Source organism: Microbacterium sp. AK031 (assembly GCF_024807145.1).
In the GTDB taxonomy this organism is placed as follows: domain Bacteria; phylum Actinomycetota; class Actinomycetes; order Actinomycetales; family Microbacteriaceae; genus Microbacterium.
In genome coordinates this window covers 321100-338152 of the sequence record NZ_JANUCA010000002.1, presented here as the reverse complement: position 1 = coordinate 338152, position 17053 = coordinate 321100, and the positions used below count along the sequence as shown (strand labels likewise).

The window sequence follows — 17053 nt, the reverse complement described above, 5'->3', positions numbered from 1 at the left end:
GAACAGAGAATGCCCGCAGCCCGACTGACCATCGACCCGCACTTCGTCACGGGGCGGATCCACCGACGGCTGTTCGGTGGGTTCGTAGAGCACCTCGGCCGGCACGTCTACGACGGCATCTACGAACCGGGCCACGAGACGGCGGATGCCGAGGGCTTCCGGCAGGACGTGATCGAGCTCGTCCGCGAGCTCGGCGTCTCGACGATCCGCTACCCCGGGGGAAACTTCGTCTCCGGGTTCCGCTGGGAGGATTCGGTCGGGCCGCGCGAGCAGCGTCCACGCCGGCTGGATCTGGCCTGGCATTCCACGGAGACGAACGAGGTGGGGCTGCACGAGTTCTCGTCGTGGCTGGAGAAGGTGGGCAGCGACCTCATGCTCGCAGTGAACCTCGGCACCAGAGGCACGTTGGAGGCGCTCGACCTTCTCGAGTACGCCAACATTCCCGGGGGCACCGAGCTCAGTGAGCGTCGCCGCGCCAACGGACGTGACGAGCCCTTCGCCGTCGAGATGTGGTGCCTCGGCAACGAGATGGACGGGCCCTGGCAGCTGGGGCACCGATCGGCGGACGACTACGGCAAGATCGCCGCGCAGACGGCCAAGGGCATGCGTCAGCTCGACCCTGACGTCACTCTCGTGGTGTGCGGTTCGTCCAGCGCCGCCATGCCGACCTTCGGCGAATGGGAGCGCGTGGTTCTCGGCCACACCTACGACGATGTCGACTACATCTCGTGCCACGCGTACTACGAGGAGAAGGACGGTGACATCGATTCCTTCCTCGCATCGGGCGTCGACATGGATCGCTTCATCGAGTCGGTCGTCGCGACGGCCGATCACGTCGGCGCCGTCCGAGGCAGCTCGAAGCGGATCGACATCTCCTTCGACGAGTGGAACGTCTGGTACATCGATCGCTATCACGGCGTCGACAAGATCACCGGGATCGAGAACTGGCCGGTGGCACCGCGCATCCTCGAGGACAGTTACTCGGTGCTGGATGCCGTTGTCTTCGGCGGTCTGATGATCTCGCTGCTCAAGCACGCCGATCGGGTCACCAGCGCCTCGCTGGCTCAGCTCGTGAACGTGATCGCCCCGATCATGACCGAACCGGGTGGTCCCGCCTGGCGGCAGACGACGTTCTTCCCGTTCTCGATCACCTCGCGCCTGGCGCAGGGCGATTCGCTCGAGCTCAAGCTCGACTCTCCGACGTACGAGACCGCGCGTTTCGGCGAGGTTCCGCTGGTGGATGCCGTGGCGACCTACGACGCCGAGACCGGTCGCTCCGCGGTGTTCCTCGTGAACCGCAGCACGACGGATGAGATCACGGTCACGATCGACGTCGCAGGGCTCGGCGACGTCTCGGTGCTCGAGTCGCACACTCTGAGCGACGCAGACATCTACGCCAAGAACACCCTCGAGGAGCGCGAGCGCGTCGTTCCGCGTCAGAACGACACGGCATCGCTCGCGGGAGGTGCGCTCACGATCGTCCTTCCTCCGGTCTCGTGGAACGCGATCGCGCTGGGGTGAGTGCGAGACTTGCATCTCAAGCCGCTTGAGGTCGCAGTGTGGAGGACATGAACGACACAGAGCACACTCTCCATCTCATCGGTGACGTCGCACGCCGCACAGGCCTGAGCGTCAGCGCCATCCGCTACTACTCCGACGAAGGTCTCGTAAGCCCCACTGACGATACCGACGGTGGGCATCGGCTGTACGACCTGGATGCCATCGCCCGCTTCGAATTCATCCGCACCCTGCGCGATCTCGACACCGGTCTGGAGCAGATCCGTCGCGCCCTGACCGGCGTCGTGTCGTTGCGTGATCTTCTCGCCGAACATCTGGACGTCGTGGAGAGTCGCGCGAAAGAGCTGCAAGCGAAGAGAGCTGTCCTGCGTGCGCTCGTGCGGAAGGAGAGCACATCGGAACGCGCGAAGCTCCTGCAGCGTCTGGTGACGATGTCCGACGGCGAACGGCAGCGATTGGTCGACGAATTCTTGGAGAGCGTCTCCTCCGACCTTCCTGATGCCGCGGTCGAGAAGATCCGAGAGGCGCATCCGCGTCTTCCGGAGGACCCCTCCCCGGAACAGCTCGATGCGTGGATCAGCCTCTCCGAACTGCTGAGGGATGAGAACTTCCGAGAGGAGATGCGCGTCTACCTCCGTGAGACATATGCGACCGAAGCCGGCAGGAGGATGTCGGCGCCGGCGGTGCAGGAATTCATCAGCTCAGCAGGCGGCGACCTGATGCCGAAGCTCGGTGCGGCTCGCGCGGCGGGACTCGCGTCCGATGATCCCCGGGTGGTTCTGCTCGCCGATCAGCTCGTCCAGCAGAGCGCGACGGCTGGGGGCGTCGCCCGCGACGACGACCTGCGAAAGCGATTGGCGGACGTCTACAGCAGAGTGGACTCGATCACCTCGGAGGCGCTGCAGCACAAGGGGTACCGTGCCACGGAAGGGCGCTACCTCGAACTGGTCGCGATCATCAACGATCAGCCCGCTCCCGATGCAGAGCTCGCCCGCGCCGCAGGGCATGCGGATGCGGATCAGGAGCCGGATCTCGGCCGCTTCGGCCGCTGGCTCTCCGAGGCCATCCTCGCCACGATCGGGTGACCGGCGCGGTCGGTTCCGGACGCACCGCCCGAGTGGAAATCACATATGATCGCGCCACGAGTGGCGGGGTTCGTAGCCCAGCACGCGGCGCGCCTTGTCGATCGACAGCAGAGTCTCGTTCGCACCGACCTCGCGCGTGACCGTAACGTCGGGGAAGACCTCGGCGATGAGCTCGGCGTTCGGACGCGACATCACGGTGTCGGCCGCGGCGATGATGAACTGGTCGAAGCCCGGTGCGGCACCCTCGAGTGCCCGCTGCACAGCCTGGGCGCCGTCGCGCGCGTCGATGTAGCCCCAGAGGTTCCATTTCCGCTGCAGTGCGTCTTCATCGAAGCCCGGGAAGGCCGCGTAGTCCTCAGGAATCATGACGTTCGAGAATCGCAGCGCGGTGATCGAGACGTCCGGATGCCACCGCACCAGCTCATCCGCCATCCGCTCCTCGAGCGTCTTCACGAGGGAGTAGACCGACTCGGGCCTGGCCGGGTACTCCTCGTCGACGGGGATGTACGGGGGCGGAACGTCGAACGGCAGGCCCAGCACCGTCTCGCTCGACGCGTAGACGATGCGGCGGATGCCCAGTCGAACCGCCGCCCAGAACACGTTGAAGGTCGCATTCATGTTGTTCTGGAACGTCGCCACGTCGCTGCGGATCCCGGGTGCCGGGATCGCACCGAGATGGACGACTGCGTCGATCCCATCGTGGCGATCTCCGACGCCGCCGAGGGCGTCGATGACCTGGCCGTAATCGGCGAGGTCGACCTGAACGAATGAGGGGCCGCGTGATCCGACGACGTCCATGCCGATGACGTCGTATCCGTGCGCGCGCAGTTCACGAGCGACGACGGTGCCGAGTTTGCCGGATGATCCGGTGAGAGCGATGCGCATGTCTCCAGACTGGCACGACCCGCGGCCCTCAGGCCGTTCGAGTCGCGCAAAGTGCTGCATCCGGCTCAGGATGCGTGCATTTGCGCGACTCGAACGGCAGGGGTCGGCCTCAGCCGAGCTCGATCACCGACCACGACAGCGGCGGCAGCGTCGCCTGCACGGAGCCGTCTTCGATTCCGACTCCGGCGAGCGGCACCATGCGCACAGCATCCTGCGTGGACTCGAGGTTCGCGGTGTGGCGATCCCCGTCCTCGGGAACGGTCAGCGTCTCGGCCTGGCGCACGCGCAGATCGCCGAGCCCGCGCAGGTCGATCGTGAGGTCGTTCGACTCCTCCAGCGAGCGGTTGGCGACGAACAGGACCAGGCGTCCGGTCTCCTGATCCCACGTCGCCGCGGCGTCGACGGCATCCACATCTCCATAGCGTTTCGTACTGATCTGCGAAGACGACACCGCGAGGCGAAGGATCTGCCCGCGCGCGAGCCTGGCCATTCGCTCGAAGGGCCAGAACGTCGACTGCCGCCAGGCCGCGCCGTCCTCTTCGGAGCGGATCGGTGCGATGACGTTGACCAGCTGCGCCTGGTTGGCGATGCGCACGCGGTCGCCGTGGCGCAGCAGGCTGTTGAGGAACGTGCCGACGACGACGGCATCCGTCACGGAATAGGTGTCCTCGATGAGGCGCGGGTGGGTGCGCCACGACTTCGACACCTGATGCGGCTGATCCTCGGTGTCGAGCCCCGTCTGGTACCAGACGTTCCACTCGTCGAACGAGATGTCGACCTGCTTGGTGTGCTTGCCCGCAGCCTTCACGGCGTCGATCGTCGCGACCACACCTTCGATGAAGGCATCCATCTCGACCGCCTCCGCGAGGAACGACTCGGCGTCGCCGTCGTGTTCCTGGTAATAGGCATGCATCGAGATGTAGTCGACCTCGTCGTAGGCGTGCGTGAGCACGGTGTGCTCCCACGTGCCGAACGTCGGCATGCCGCGGTTCGAGGAGCCGACCGCGACGAGTTCGATCGAGTCATCGACGAGCTTCATCGCCTTGGCGGTCTCCTGAGCGAGACGGCCGTACTCGGCTGCCGTCTTGTGCCCGATCTGCCACGGCCCGTCGAGTTCGTTGCCCAGGCACCACAGTTTGATGTCGAACGGATCGGCCGCGCCATTGCTGCGGCGCAGGTCCGACCAGTACGTGCCGCCGGGGTGGTTCGCGTACTCCACGAGAGCGCGTGCCTCTTCGACGCCGCGCGTGCCGAGGTTGATGGCCTCCATGATCTCGACATCGGCCTCGCGCGCCCAGTCCACGAACTCGTGCAGTCCGAATGCGTTGGTCTCGATCGTGTGCCAGGCGCCGTCGATGCGTGTCGGCCGCTGGTCTGCGGGCCCTACGCCGTCCTCCCAGAGGTATCCGGAGACGAAGTTGCCGCCGGGGTAGCGGATGACGGTCGGGCCCATCTCCTTGACGAGCGCGAGCACGTCCTTACGGAAACCGCGCTCGTCGGCCAGCGGGTGCCCTGGCTCGTAGATGCCGGTGTACACGCAGCGGCCCATGTGCTCGACGAACGAGCCGAAGAGCCTGCGCGGCACGTCGGCGATCGTGTAGTCGCGGTCGATGGTGATACGGGCGTGGGACATTGCTCTCCTTGTTTCTGGCTGTATTGCCGGGGTGCGGGGATGGGTTACTGACCGCCGAAGCCGCTGGTCGCGACGCCCTTGACGATCTGCTTCTGGAAGATCATGAACACGATGATCAGCGGGAGGGCGGCGAGCACCGCCTGCGCCATGACCTGCGCATACTGCACGCCGTAGGCGCTGATCACGGTCTGAAGACCCACGGGCAGCGTCATGAGTGTCGTGTCGTTGATGACGAGGAACGGCCACAGGAAGTTGTTCCATGCGCCGATGAACACGAAGATCGCCACCGACGCCAGGATCGGCCGCGACAGCGGCAGCACGATCGACCAGAAGATGCGGAACCGGCTCGCGCCGTCCACACGCGCGGCGTCCTCGAGTTCGATCGGGATCGCGTCGAAGAACCGCTTGAGGATGAACACCATCGCCGGCACGACCACCTGCGGCAGGATGAGCCCCCAGTAGGTGTCGATCATGTTGAACGTCAGCATCTGGTAGAACAGCGGGATGATCAGCACCTGCGGCGGCACGACGATCGAGGCGATGATCGCCACGAACAGCCATTTGCGCCCGCTGAAGTCGAGACGGGAGAACGCGTAGGCGGCCAGCGCCGAGATCGCCAGGGTGATGAGGGTGATCGCGGCCGATGTCCACAGGCTGTTGAACGCCCAGGTGTAGACATTGCCCTGCGAGAGGATCGCGACGAAGGCCTCGACGGTGGGACCGGATGCGCCGATCCAGGACGCGTCGCCGGACGCGGCATCCGTCTCGGTCTTGAACGCCGTGGCGATCGCCCACAGGAACGGCAGCAGCCAGCCGATCGCGAGGATGGCGAGCACGACGAATGCCGCGATGCGCAGCGGGCCGAAGGGCTTCTGCCCTGGCAGGTGAGTGCGTCGGGGGCGTCGACGCGCCCCGGGCGCGACGATCGCCTCGGTCGGAGAGAGGGTGGCGGTGGACATCACAGCTCCTTCCGGCGACGCGAGACCAGAGCCTGCGCGACACCCACGATGACGATGAGGGCGAAGAACACGTACGAGATCGCGGCCGAGTAGCCGAATCGGTAGTTCACGAAGCCGGCTTCGTAGATGTACTGCACGATCGAGCGGGTGGTGTCGCTCGCGACCCCGCCGAGCATCTGATACGCCTGGTCGAACAGCTTCAAGGAGGCGAGGATCTGCAGGATCAGGATGAGCACGGTGGCCGGTCCCAATTGCGGGAGCGTGATCGACCAGAACTGGCGCCACGGGCCGGCGCCGTCGAGCGACGCCGCCTCGTACTGTTGCGGCGGGATGTTCTGCATGGCGGCGAGGTAGAGCAGGAAGTTGAATCCGACCGTCCACCACACCGTCGCGATGACGATCGACAGCATGTTCGTGTCGGGGTTCTGCAGCCAGGCCAGCGGCTCGAGGCCGAAGGCCTCCAGGATGTTGTTTGCCGCCCCGATCTGCGGATTGAAGATCCACACCCAGATCTGCGAGATCACCGTCGAGGCGAGGAGATACGGCATGAAGAACGACAGCCGCCACAGCCACTGGCCGGGGAGGCCGCGATCGACGAGCGCCGCCATCAGCAGCGCGATCGCGACGAGCGGGACGGTGGACAGCAGCGTGAACCACACGGTGTTCCACATCGACTGCCACATCACCGGATCAGTCAGCGCCTCGGCGTAGTTGGCGAAGCCGACGAACCCACCGCCGGCGCCGGTCAGGGACTGGTTGGTGAAACTGAGGTAGATGCCGTGCGCGATCGGCCACACGAGGAACAGCGCGAAGGCGATGAGGAACGGCGCGAGGAATGCCCAGCTGATGAGCTGCTCACGATTGCGGCTTCCGGCCCGACGGACCTGGACGGCGGACGATGCGGAGCCAGTGACGATCGTGCGCGTGGCGGCACCTGATGCGGTGGCAGAGGTCATCATGGCTTCCACGTCCCTTCGGGGTCAGCCGGGTTGGGTTGGGAGAGCATGGTGTTCACGCGGGCCTCGAATCGGTCGACCGCTGCGGCTGGATCATCCCCGCTGAGCAGCACTCCCTGCACGGCGGCGCCGAAGTCCTCCTGAACGCTGGACCCCGATCCGGTGAACCAGGCGGCCGGATCGTAGACGACATGCTCCGCTGCCTCGGCGTAGTTCGCCTGCGGGACCAGATCGGCGTACTCCGGGGACTCGGTGACCGGCAGGAACGCGGGAATGTGCCCGGCCTCGGCCCAGCCGAAGGAACCCTTCAGCATGTCCGCGACGAACTGGTAGGTCAGTTCGCGCTTCGTCTCGTCGGCGTTCATCTGATGGGGAAGGACGAACGAGTGGGAATCGGCGTACACGGCAGGGGTTCCGTACAGGGTAGGGATCATCGTCGCGTCGAACGGAATGCCTGCGTTCTGCATCGTGCGCAGCTCCCAGACGCCCGTCATGAACATGCCGCTCTTGCCCGTGGCGAATTCGGCGACCGCGGAGCCGTAGTCGTTCTGGGCGGCGGCGATCTCGCCGTCGAGCAGGGTCTGCATGAACACGAGGGATTCGACCGCGGCGTCCTTGTCGATCACGGCTTTGCCGCCGACCGGCAGCTCCATGGCGAGTCCGTGCTGTGCGTAGAGCCCGTAGAACAGACGCCACATCTGTGCGCCGTCGCCGAGATAGCCGTAAGACAGCGCGTGCCCCTCGGCCGTGCCGCTGACGGTGCGGAGCTGATCGAGGAACTCCTCAGGAGACGTCGTCTCCCGCAGACGCCCCTGGGTGTCGAGCACGCCGGCCGCGTCGCAGACGTCGGTGTTGAACATCAAGACGAACGGATGCGCGTCGAGCGCGACGCTGAAGAGTCGGTCTCCGACGAAGCCCTTGTCCCAGATGGGAGCGGGGAAGGTGCTCTGGTCGACGCCGAGCTCGGCCAGCCGACCGAGATCCCAATCGTCGAGAAGGCCGCCTGGCGCCCAGCCGTTCACTCGGGTGGCGTGCATGATCGCGACATCGGGAGCGCGGCCACCGGCACCCGCCATGGCGAGTTTCGTGTAGTACGGCGTTCCCCAGGCGAGCACGGTGGGGCGGATCCGATACGCGTCCTGCGCGCCGTTGACCCCATCCAGCAGAGACGACATCGTGACGCCGTCACCGCCGCTCAGGAGATGCCAGAACTGCAGAGTCTGGGCGTTGTCGCTAATCGCGGGGCCGGGAGCGCACCCCGCGAGCAGGGCTGCGCCGGCGGCCAACGAACTGGCAGTCAGAAATTGTCGGCGGGATAGATCGAGCGGTGGTGTCATCGTCACTCCTTCGTGACCGGGGTTGGCGTCTACATGATTACATCGCAGTAATCAGTATGCAAGGACACGCCGAAGATCGATCGCCAGGCGCGCTCAGGGACGGTGGCCGGAGGAGGGACGCCCGGTGCTCGCGCGTTCCACGACCCGGTGCGGGAGGGTGCGGGATCGCGGCGCGGCCGTGCGGTCGACCATCCTCGATTCGAGCAGGTCGAGGACGGATTCCGCGAAGTCGCCGCGATCGAACGCGACGGTGGTGAGCGATGGCGAGGTGAACTCCGAGATCTCCACGTCGTCGAATCCGGTGACCATCACATCGTCCGGCACGCGGATGCCGTGCTCGTGCAGGACATGCAGCGCCCCGACAGCCAATGAATCGGTGAACGCCACTACCGCGTCGAACGCGACCTCGCGCGCGATCAGCGTCCTCGCGGCATCCGCCCCCGATGCCATCGACCAGGGGAGGCGGTTCACCTCCAGGCGCGGATCGCGGGCGATGCCCGCTTCGCGCAGTGCATCGTGCACGCCTTCCAGGCGGAGGCGGCTCGTGGCGGTCGCGAACGACGCGTTGTCGTCGCCGCCGATCACGGCGATCCGCTCCGCCCCGCGCGACAGCAGGTGGCGAGTGATATCGGCGGCTGCGAGCCGGCTGTCGACGCGCACATGGTCTGCGCGGTGCTGCTCCACCTCGCCGATCACGACGAGCGGTGGTAGGCGGTCGGCGTAGCGGATGACGCTGTCCTCAAGCCGGATCGGATTGAGGATCAAGCCGTCGATCAGGTGGGAGCGAGCGCGGGCGAGCAGTTCTCGCTCCCGTTCGGGCGTCGCGGCGGTCTCCTCGATCTGCACGGCGAGCCCGTGTTCGTGTGCGGCGTCGACGATGCGATGCAGCAGCTCGGCCGAGAACGCGGTGGCGAGGTCGGGGAGCGCCAGGGCGATGGTGCCGGATCGTCCGCTGCGCAGTCCGCGGGCGCTCAGGTTGGGCACGAAGTCGAGTTCCGCCATGGCGGCTTCGACCCTGGCCTTGGTCTCTTCGCGCACGAACACGGCGCCGGTGACGACGTTGGACACGGTCTTCTGTGAGACACCGGCGAGAGCGGCGACATCTTGCATCCTCGGGCGAGGCGGCACCGACGCTGTCATGCGGCCAGCCTAGCCGCGCTCGTGAACTGCCGAGGATTACAGCGGGGTGACGACCGGCGCGGCTAGTCCGACCGCAGCAGAGCCCCAGGTTGCAAGCTTCTGATGGACTCCGTCGTGCGTTTCGTCGGTGACGGCCTGCACATACGCCTGTTCCAGGACATCGGCGATGAGGACGCGCACCCCCGACTCGGCGGAACGGACGGCGGCCTCTACCATCGCGAGGCTCAGCACGTTCGCATGCACCTCTCCGGACGGAACGCGGCCGTCGCGCAGAGCACCGACGAACTCCACGAGCGACCCGGCGATCTCCTCGGGCACCGCAGCCATCGGCTCCGCCACCTCGACGTCGGCGGGCACGCCGCCGTGCGGGACGAGCTGTCGCCGCGGCGCCGAGTCGCCGTCCCAGACGGCCGAACCGTGCTCGCCGTTGACCCGCCACATCCCGTTCCAGGATGTCTCCAGTCCGTCCGCGCACCAGCTGCCGGTGTACGTGTAGCGCACGCCTCCGGCGAACTCGAACACCGCGGTGGCCGCAGCGCCGGCTGAGTACCAGCTCCACGACGGGTTGTACTCCTCGCAGTAGACCGAGACCGGATCGTCGTCGAGGAGGAAGCGCGCGACGTCGAAGGCGTGGATGGCCATGTCGACGAGCAGCACGTGCGGCATCGCCTCACGGAACCCGCCGAAGTGCGGCGCCTTGAAGAACTCGGTCGTCGTGGATCCGAGCCTGCCGAGCGAGACGATCTGCTCCCGGAACGCGGCGACCGAGGCGTAGTACCGCCGCGACTGGCTGGTCATGAGCAGCTGTCCGCTGGCCTCGGCCGTCGCCGCGAGCGAGAGGGCCTGCGAGACGGTGGGTGCGATCGGCTTCTCACAGAGCACCGGCAAGCCGGCGAACAGGGCCTCCGTGTTCACCGGGTGGTGGGCGACGGGGACGGTGACGTTGATGACGGCGTCGGCACCGGTCGCGCCGGCGACCGCCGAGACGCTGGTTCCGACCAGCACGCCGCCCTCGCCCGGCTGCAGACCGGCATCCGAGACCGCCGCTTCAGCCAGCGACGTGTCGAGGTCGACGACGCCGACGAGCTCGGTGTCCGGGTTCGCGAGGATGGTGCCCAGCCATGCGCGACCCATTCCTCCGGCACCGACGAGCACGAGTCGAACCGGAGCCGTCGGGTCCGCGAGCGTCGCGAAGCCGCCGTTCAGGGGCGCACTCATCGGGCGAGCGCTCCCTGGTATCCGCGGCCGTTGTAGAAGTCCTCGGTTTCGTAGCGCAGCAGCACCGGGGCGGCCCGCTCGGGGCGCACGGTCACCGCCCAGCGGACGCCGTTCGCGAGCACCCGACGGACGTGCTGGTGGTGGTAGACGGGGTAGTCCTGGTCGCCCGGCGAGAAGAAGAAGATCTTGCCGAAACCGCGCCGGTACGTCATTCCGGAGCGGAACACCTCGCCGCCCGTGAAGGTGGAGAGGAAGACCAGTTCGTCCGGTGCAGGGACATCGAAGAACTCGCCGTACATCTCCTGCGCGGGGATGATGAACGGGTGCGGGATTCCCTGTGCGATCGGATGCGTGGGATCGACCGTCCACACGAGCTCGCGGTCCTCCTCCGAACGCCACCGAAGCGTGCAGCTGGTGCCCATGAGCTTGCCGAAGATCTTCGACCAGTGGGCCGAGTGCAGCACGAGCAGGCCCATCCCGGCGAGCACGTGCTGATGCACCCGCTCGACGACCTCGTCGGCGACCTCGGCGTGTGCGGCATGACCCCACCAGACGAGCACGTCGGTCGCGGCGAGGGCCTCCTCGGTCAGGCCGTGCTCCGGTTCGTCGAGGGTCGTCGTGGTGACGATCGCCTCGGCGCCCAGGTGCTCCTCGATGCCCTCCTTGATCGTCGTGTGCATGCCGTCGGGGTAGATCGCACGGACCTTCTCCTCCAGCTGCTCATGGCGGTTCTCGCCCCAGACGAGAACGCGGACCGGGGTGGCTCGGGTATCGGACATGGTGGTGCTCCTTCAGGGATGTGTCGGGTGGTCTGGCGTGCTCGAGGTCATTTCACGGCACCGCCGGTGGCGCCGGCCGCGATGAACCGCTGGGCGATGACGAGGAGCAGGATCGCGGGCAGCGATGACAGCACGGCAGTCGCCATCACGGCACTCCAGTTCGAGACCTGCGAGCCGAGGTACTGGTAGATGCCGAGCGTCACGGGTCGCACTTCCTCAGTGGTGGTGAGCGTGAGTGCGAAGAGGAAGTCGCTCCACGAGAACAGGAACGCGAACAGGCCCGCCGTTATCAGCGCGTTGCGGCTCACCGGCACGACGATCGAGACGAATGCGCGAACCAGGCCGGCGCCGTCCACTCTGGCCGCCTCGACGATGGACGGCGGGATGGTCTGCATCGACGCTCGCAGGATCAGGATCGCGAAGGGGATCGCGTGCGAGGCATCGGCGAGGATGAGCCCGAGGATCGAGTTCAGCAGTCCGAGGTCGTTGTACGCCGAATACAGCGCGTTCGCGATCACGATGCCGGGGATCATCTGCGCGATCAGGATGACGAGCAGGGCGATGCTGATCCACCGGAAGCGGAACTGCGCGAGCGCATAGGCCGCGGGGGCGGCGATCGCGAGGCTCAGCACGACGGTGCCGAGGGAGATCGCGAGGCTCGTGAGGAGATGGCCGCCCTGATCGGCGATCGCCTTCTCGTAGCCGGCGAAGCTCGGGTTGACCGGGAAGAAGTCTCCCGTGAGCGTGTTCCCTGACGGCTGCAGCGAAGCGTTCACCATCCAGTACACGGGGAAGAGCATGATCGCGAGGATCACGACTCCGATGATCGTGTAGCCGAGGTGCCGCTCCGAGCCGCGTCGCCTGCGCGTTCCGGCCGGGTCGAACGGGCGTCCTCGCCGGGCGCCACCGGTGACGATCGTGGTCGTGGTCATGGTGGGTCCTTACTCGTCGACGGCGCGACGGTTGACGCGCAGGTACACGATGGCGAAGAGCAGCGAGATGACGATCAGGATGTTGCTGAACGCCGCCCCGACCCCGAATTCGAAGTTCACGAACGACTCCTGGTACGACCGCACGGCGAGGGTCTGAGTCGCGTTCGCAGGCCCTCCGTTCGTGAGACCGAGGATGATGTCGAGCACCTTGATCGTGTACACCACGCCGAGGACGAGGACCACGCTCACGACGGGCCGGAGGTTCGGCCAGGTGATGTGGCGGAACGCCTTCCAGCCCGTCGCACCGTCGAGTGCGCCTGCCTCATAGAGCTCGTCGGGGATGTCCTGGAGACCGCCGTAGAGGATGGTGACGTTGAACGGGATGCCGATCCAGATGTTCACGAGCACCACGGCGAACAGCGCGACCGCCGGGCTCGTGAGCCACGGCACTCCGGAGAGGCCGATCGACTCGAGCGTGAGGTTGAGGACGCCGCTGTCCTGATCGAGGATCGAACGCCAGGTGGCGCTCGAGACGATCAGCGGCAGCAGCCAGGGGAGCAGCAGCATCGCCCGCAGGAACGAGCTCAGTGGGAAACGGCGCTTGAAGAACACGGCGAGGGCGAGTCCGATCACGAACTGCCCGGCGATCGAGCCGATCGTGAACAGTGCCGTGTTCAGTAGAGCCGGTGTGAACAGCTGCGAACCGAAAACGGTCGCATAGTTCTCGAGCCCGACCCAGGGCGCTTCGCCGGTGAAGAAGGTCTTCGTCGTGTACTCCTGCAGGCTCATCGTGACGTTCTTGACCACGGGGTAGCCGAAGAACAGGACGATGTAGAGCGCGGCGGGCAGGACGAAGCCGAGCTTCACGAGTTCCTCGCGCCGGAAGCGCCGGGAGTGCTTCCGGACGGATGCTCCCGCGATGCTGCTGCTCATCGGGATCAGCCGGCCGCTGCCTGATCGAACGCCTCGTCGGGCGTCGCCTGCCCGGTGAGGGCGAGCTGGATGGCGGTGTAGATCTCGGTGGCGGCTTCCGGCCACTGCTCACCGAGCTCGCCGGTGCGCGAACGGGCGTTCGCGACCTGCTCGGTGAACGCCGCCATCTCCGGCACCTTCTCCACGTACTGCTCGGCGAGCGCGGTCTTCGTCGGAACGGTGAAGCGGGCCTCGGCGAGTGCGAGCTGGTTCTCATCGCTCGAGATGCACTCGACGAACTCGGCCGCCTTCGCCTGCTTGGCGTCGTCGCCCGTCACCGGGACGGTCCACACCTCGCCGCCGAGCGGTGCGACCGGCGTCTGACCGGCCTCGTTTACCGGCACCTGAACGCTGCCGTAGTTGAGGTCGGCATCCGCGCTGAGCGCCGGGATCTGCCACGGTCCGTTGATCATCATCGCGGCCTTGCCGGCCATGAACTGGTCGTTGACGTCGGCCTGCGACCAGTTGATGACGCTCTTCGAGGCGGAGCCGGAATCGACGAGGTCGACCTGCAGTTGGAGGGCCTCGGCGACCTCAGGGGAGGTGAGGTCCGTCTCATCCCCACCGTTGGTCCACATGAACGGGAGGAACTGCCAGCTGCCTTCGTAGGTGGCGATCGAGCTGAATGCCAGGCCGTAGGTGTCGCCCTCGGTGAGCGCGGCCGCTGCGGTCTTGAGCTCGTCCCACGTCGTCGGCGGGGTGATGCCCTTAGCCGCGAGGAGGTCCTCGTTGTAGAACAGGCCGAGCGTGTTGACGGTCGGGGCGAGTCCGAACACCTCGCCCTCGTAACTGGCGGCGTCCAGGATGCCCTGCGCGAAACCGGACGTGTCCACGTCGTAGTCGCTGAGCGGAGACAGGCCGCCGGTCGCGGCGATCTCCTGGACATCCGGGTTGTCGAGCATGAGCACGTCCGGCAGCGTCTTGGACGAGGACTGCTGCAGCACCTTCTGGATGAGGTCCTTGCCGGGGACCGTTTCGCGCTTGATCGCGACACCGACCTCATCGGCGCAGAGGTCGAGCGCGTCCCCGACGAGGGTCTTGTCGGGTTCGTTGTTGTAGTAATCGAGGATGGTGAGGGTGTCCGGGTCGCCACTGGTCGCCGCGCCGCCGCCGCAGGCGGTCAGTGCGAACGGGGTGATCGCGAGGATCGCGAGCGATCCCAGGACGTGCTGCCTGCGGATCGGCCCGCGGGTCGATGTGACGGTTGATCGCATGTCGTGGCTCCTTTGCCTGATGTCGAAAGCGCAGCCCGGAGAGTTAACCGGTTTACTGGGTGCGTCGGAGACCAGCTTCCCCCGGGGGCGGTGGCGAAGTCAAGGAGATATTTAACCGCTTTACTGCATCGTGATCCGTGAGAGACTGGCCGGACGATCGGCACCGAGAGACGGGGATTCATGGCAACGATGCGCGACGTCGCGCGGCTCGCCGGGGTCTCCGTGGCCACGGTCTCGTTCGTCGTCAACGACTCCAAGCCGGTCACGCCGGGTACCAGGCTCCGCGTCGAGGAGGCGATGGCCGAGCTCGATTTCCGTCGCAACGCCGTGGCGCGGGCGCTGGCCAGCCGCCGCACGCGCATCATCGCGCTCCTGTTCCCCGTTCTGCAGCATCGGCTCTCGGACACTGCGGCCCGTTTCTTCACCGGAGCGGCAGAGGCCGCATCCGAACTCGGCTACACGGTCGTCCTCTGGCCGGTGGCGAACGACGCCGACTCCCTGCGGGAGCTCACCTCGGACGGGCTCATCGACGGCGTCATCCTCATGGAGGTGCAACTCGACGATCACCGGATCGACCAGTTGCTCGCAGCGAAGACCCCGTTGACCCTCATCGGCCGCAACCGGGATCCGTCCGGCCTCGACTACGTCGACGTCGACTTCGAGGGCATGGTCGAGCAGTCGATCGACCGTCTGCAGTCGCTCGGGCACCGGGACTTCGTCCTGCTCGAGGAGTCGGAGAGCCTGGGGCTCGAGGGGTACGGGCCGGCGGTCCGCGTGGATGCGACCTTCCACGCCGTCTGCGCGGCGCGCGGGTTGAGAGCGCGGACCCTTCGGTGCGCGGCGACCCCGGCCGCTGGGCGCGCGTTCGCATCGACGCTGCTCGCGGAGGCGCCCGAGGCGACCGCGATGCTCGTTCTCAATGAGCATGCCGCGGTCGGTCTGGTGAGCGGGCTCGGAAGGCTCGGCGTATCCGTCCCCCGCGACCTGTCGATCGTCCTCATCGGGTCCACGGTCGAGATCTCCGCCATGGCGGATCCCGAACTGGCCGTCGTGGTCTCGCCGGCTGCGGAACTCGGGCGGATGGGCGTCGAGACGCTGGTCGGTCGCCTCGACGGCACGCTGGGCGTTCTCCGCCATGAACTCGTCATGGGAGCGTTCCACGAGGGCGAGTCACTCGCACCTGCGCCGGCAGATCAAGCCTGATTGCGACGCCAGCCGGCGTGCGTTCGACGACGAGGCCGAGTGCGTCGATGCTCCGATGAGAGTGGTGCGCATGTCGCGAGAGCGACGCGAAGGTGAGCCGGTGGCGCGCGGCGTCATACACTCAACGGCGTGAGCGAGTCGAGCAGTACCCCAGGTCGCACCGTCGGAGTCCGCGACGTCGCCGCCCTCGCCGGGGTGTCAAGGCAGACTGTGTCGCGCGTGCTGAACGATCACCCGGACGTCGCGCCCGAGACCAAAGCCCGCGTGCTGAAGGCCATGCACGAGCTCGGCTACCGGATGAACAACGCCGCCCGGGCGCTCGGCACGCGGCGCTCCCGCACGCTCGGCGTGCTCGCCTCGGATGCGCTGCAGTACGGGCCGTCGCGCAGCATCGCCGCGATCGAGAACGCGGCCAGAGGGGCCGGCTACTGGGTGAGCACGGCCTTCGCCGATGCCGGCGACGAGAAGTCGGTCGCCGCTGCGCTCGAGCACCTCATCGCGCAGGGTGTGGAGGGCATCGTCGTCGTCGCTCCGCATGCCCGCACCCTTCATGCGCTTGACGCTCTGCGCGTGAGCGTCCCCGTGCTCACACTGCATTCCGCCGGTCGCGGTCCTCGCGGACTCTCGGTCGATCAGGCGGCCGGCGCGCGGCTCGCCGTCGCCGCCTTGGCGGATGCCGGACACCGCCGCATCGCGCACCTCGCCGGCCCAGCGGACTGGCTGGAGGCCGAGTCCCGTGCCGAAGGATATGCGGCAGAGCTCGCCGATCGCGGCTTCGACGCCGCACTGGTGCTGGTGGGGGACTGGACTGCGCGCTCCGGCTACGAGGCGACCGGTGCCGTGCTGGCGGCGGGCGTCACTGGGGTGTTCGCCGCCAACGACCAGATGGCGCTGGGTCTGCTGGGCGGGCTGCACGAGGCGGGTGTCGCGGTGCCGGACGAGATCAGTATCGTCGGCTTCGACGACGTTCCCGACGCGGCGTTCTACTGGCCGCAGCTCACGACCGTTCGTCAGGATTTCGAGGAACTCGCGCGACGTGCCGTCGCATCGCTCATCGGTGAGGCGGATGCCGCGGCATCCGCCCTCGCCCCCATCGCGCCGGTGCTCGTGCCGCGCCGGTCCGTCGCTCCGCCACCGCACGCTTGACCGACCGACGAGCACGCCCATAGACTTCTGACTGCGACCGTGACCGGTCACAGTTCTCGACAGCATCCGATTGAGG

At 67.0% G+C, this 17053-nt stretch carries 15 protein-coding genes; 4 read left to right on the top strand and 11 right to left on the bottom strand.

Translation table 11 applies throughout. The features are described 5' to 3' along the window. Window positions 1–9: 9 nt before the first annotated feature. Together HDC95_RS06920 and HDC95_RS06915 are read left to right on the top strand one after the other, a co-directional pair. Complete coding sequence (locus HDC95_RS06920; RefSeq protein WP_259062570.1) at window positions 10–1521, top strand: alpha-N-arabinofuranosidase; 1512 nt, start codon at window positions 10–12, stop codon at window positions 1519–1521. Between the two features lie 47 nt (window positions 1522–1568). Then, window positions 1569–2603, top strand: a complete 1035-nt coding sequence (locus tag HDC95_RS06915; protein WP_259062569.1) for a MerR family transcriptional regulator — start codon at window positions 1569–1571, stop codon at window positions 2601–2603. A gap of 39 nt (window positions 2604–2642) precedes the next feature. Here HDC95_RS06915 and HDC95_RS06910 read toward each other — a convergent pair whose 3' ends face one another. From HDC95_RS06910 to HDC95_RS06860, 11 genes are all read right to left on the bottom strand, one after another. Continuing rightward, the gene (locus HDC95_RS06910) at window positions 2643–3488 is read right to left on the bottom strand and encodes an NAD(P)-dependent oxidoreductase (protein ID WP_259062568.1); all 846 of its coding nucleotides are present in this window, start codon (window positions 3486–3488) and stop codon (window positions 2643–2645) included. 109 nt (window positions 3489–3597) lie between these two features. Continuing rightward, window positions 3598–5121 carry an alpha-N-arabinofuranosidase gene (locus HDC95_RS06905; protein WP_259062567.1) on the bottom strand — a complete coding sequence of 508 codons (1524 nt, stop codon included), beginning with the start codon at window positions 5119–5121 and terminating at the stop codon, window positions 3598–3600. Between the two features lie 44 nt (window positions 5122–5165). After that, on the bottom strand, window positions 5166–6080 hold the full coding sequence (locus HDC95_RS06900; protein WP_259062566.1) for a carbohydrate ABC transporter permease: 915 nt from the start codon (window positions 6078–6080) through the stop codon (window positions 5166–5168). Beyond that, the gene (locus HDC95_RS06895) at window positions 6080–7036 is read right to left on the bottom strand and encodes a carbohydrate ABC transporter permease (RefSeq protein ID WP_259062565.1); all 957 of its coding nucleotides are present in this window, start codon (window positions 7034–7036) and stop codon (window positions 6080–6082) included. The genes HDC95_RS06900 and HDC95_RS06895 overlap by 1 nt, the downstream gene beginning before the upstream one ends. Continuing rightward, window positions 7036–8373 carry an extracellular solute-binding protein gene (locus HDC95_RS06890; RefSeq protein WP_259062564.1) on the bottom strand — a complete coding sequence of 446 codons (1338 nt, stop codon included), beginning with the start codon at window positions 8371–8373 and terminating at the stop codon, window positions 7036–7038. The genes HDC95_RS06895 and HDC95_RS06890 overlap by 1 nt, the downstream gene beginning before the upstream one ends. Before the next feature lie 93 nt (window positions 8374–8466). After that, complete coding sequence (locus tag HDC95_RS06885; RefSeq protein ID WP_259062563.1) at window positions 8467–9513, bottom strand: LacI family DNA-binding transcriptional regulator; 1047 nt, start codon at window positions 9511–9513, stop codon at window positions 8467–8469. 36 nt (window positions 9514–9549) lie between these two features. Continuing rightward, the gene (locus HDC95_RS06880; protein ID WP_259062562.1) at window positions 9550–10731 is read right to left on the bottom strand and encodes a Gfo/Idh/MocA family protein; all 1182 of its coding nucleotides are present in this window, start codon (window positions 10729–10731) and stop codon (window positions 9550–9552) included. Then, window positions 10728–11510, bottom strand: coding sequence for a ThuA domain-containing protein (locus HDC95_RS06875; protein ID WP_259062561.1), 783 nt, complete (start codon window positions 11508–11510; stop codon window positions 10728–10730). Before HDC95_RS06875 ends, HDC95_RS06880 begins: the two co-directional genes overlap by 4 nt. A gap of 47 nt (window positions 11511–11557) precedes the next feature. After that, window positions 11558–12442, bottom strand: coding sequence for a carbohydrate ABC transporter permease (locus tag HDC95_RS06870; protein ID WP_259062560.1), 885 nt, complete (start codon window positions 12440–12442; stop codon window positions 11558–11560). A gap of 9 nt (window positions 12443–12451) precedes the next feature. Further along, on the bottom strand, window positions 12452–13375 hold the full coding sequence (locus tag HDC95_RS06865; protein WP_259062559.1) for a carbohydrate ABC transporter permease: 924 nt from the start codon (window positions 13373–13375) through the stop codon (window positions 12452–12454). A gap of 5 nt (window positions 13376–13380) precedes the next feature. Beyond that, window positions 13381–14628 carry an ABC transporter substrate-binding protein gene (locus tag HDC95_RS06860; protein ID WP_259062558.1) on the bottom strand — a complete coding sequence of 416 codons (1248 nt, stop codon included), beginning with the start codon at window positions 14626–14628 and terminating at the stop codon, window positions 13381–13383. 180 nt (window positions 14629–14808) lie between these two features. On the opposite strand from HDC95_RS06860, the gene HDC95_RS06855 reads away from it, so the two are divergent. Both HDC95_RS06855 and HDC95_RS06850 read left to right on the top strand, forming a co-directional pair. Beyond that, window positions 14809–15831: a LacI family DNA-binding transcriptional regulator gene (locus HDC95_RS06855; protein ID WP_259062557.1), complete on the top strand. Its 1023-nt coding sequence runs from the start codon at window positions 14809–14811 to the stop codon at window positions 15829–15831. Between the two features lie 129 nt (window positions 15832–15960). Continuing rightward, a complete protein-coding gene (locus tag HDC95_RS06850) occupies window positions 15961–16977 on the top strand; it encodes a LacI family DNA-binding transcriptional regulator (protein ID WP_259062556.1) in 1017 nt (338 codons plus the stop codon). Window positions 16978–17053: the final 76 nt, after the last annotated feature.

What these genes read in the sequence shown, in the direction of transcription:
- HDC95_RS06920 (WP_259062570.1), top strand. Translation starts at nt 10, where the DNA reads ATGCCCGCAGCCCGACTGACCATCGACCCGCACTTCGTCACGGGGCGG.
- HDC95_RS06915 (WP_259062569.1), top strand. Translation starts at nt 1,569, where the DNA reads ATGAACGACACAGAGCACACTCTCCATCTCATCGGTGACGTCGCACGC.
- HDC95_RS06910 (WP_259062568.1), bottom strand. Translation starts at nt 3,488, where the DNA reads ATGCGCATCGCTCTCACCGGATCATCCGGCAAACTCGGCACCGTCGTC.
- HDC95_RS06905 (WP_259062567.1), bottom strand. Translation starts at nt 5,121, where the DNA reads ATGTCCCACGCCCGTATCACCATCGACCGCGACTACACGATCGCCGAC.
- HDC95_RS06900 (WP_259062566.1), bottom strand. Translation starts at nt 6,080, where the DNA reads ATGTCCACCGCCACCCTCTCTCCGACCGAGGCGATCGTCGCGCCCGGG.
- HDC95_RS06895 (WP_259062565.1), bottom strand. Translation starts at nt 7,036, where the DNA reads ATGACCTCTGCCACCGCATCAGGTGCCGCCACGCGCACGATCGTCACT.
- HDC95_RS06890 (WP_259062564.1), bottom strand. Translation starts at nt 8,373, where the DNA reads ATGACACCACCGCTCGATCTATCCCGCCGACAATTTCTGACTGCCAGT.
- HDC95_RS06885 (WP_259062563.1), bottom strand. Translation starts at nt 9,513, where the DNA reads ATGACAGCGTCGGTGCCGCCTCGCCCGAGGATGCAAGATGTCGCCGCT.
- HDC95_RS06880 (WP_259062562.1), bottom strand. Translation starts at nt 10,731, where the DNA reads ATGAGTGCGCCCCTGAACGGCGGCTTCGCGACGCTCGCGGACCCGACG.
- HDC95_RS06875 (WP_259062561.1), bottom strand. Translation starts at nt 11,510, where the DNA reads ATGTCCGATACCCGAGCCACCCCGGTCCGCGTTCTCGTCTGGGGCGAG.
- HDC95_RS06870 (WP_259062560.1), bottom strand. Translation starts at nt 12,442, where the DNA reads ATGACCACGACCACGATCGTCACCGGTGGCGCCCGGCGAGGACGCCCG.
- HDC95_RS06865 (WP_259062559.1), bottom strand. Translation starts at nt 13,375, where the DNA reads ATGAGCAGCAGCATCGCGGGAGCATCCGTCCGGAAGCACTCCCGGCGC.
- HDC95_RS06860 (WP_259062558.1), bottom strand. Translation starts at nt 14,628, where the DNA reads ATGCGATCAACCGTCACATCGACCCGCGGGCCGATCCGCAGGCAGCAC.
- HDC95_RS06855 (WP_259062557.1), top strand. Translation starts at nt 14,809, where the DNA reads ATGGCAACGATGCGCGACGTCGCGCGGCTCGCCGGGGTCTCCGTGGCC.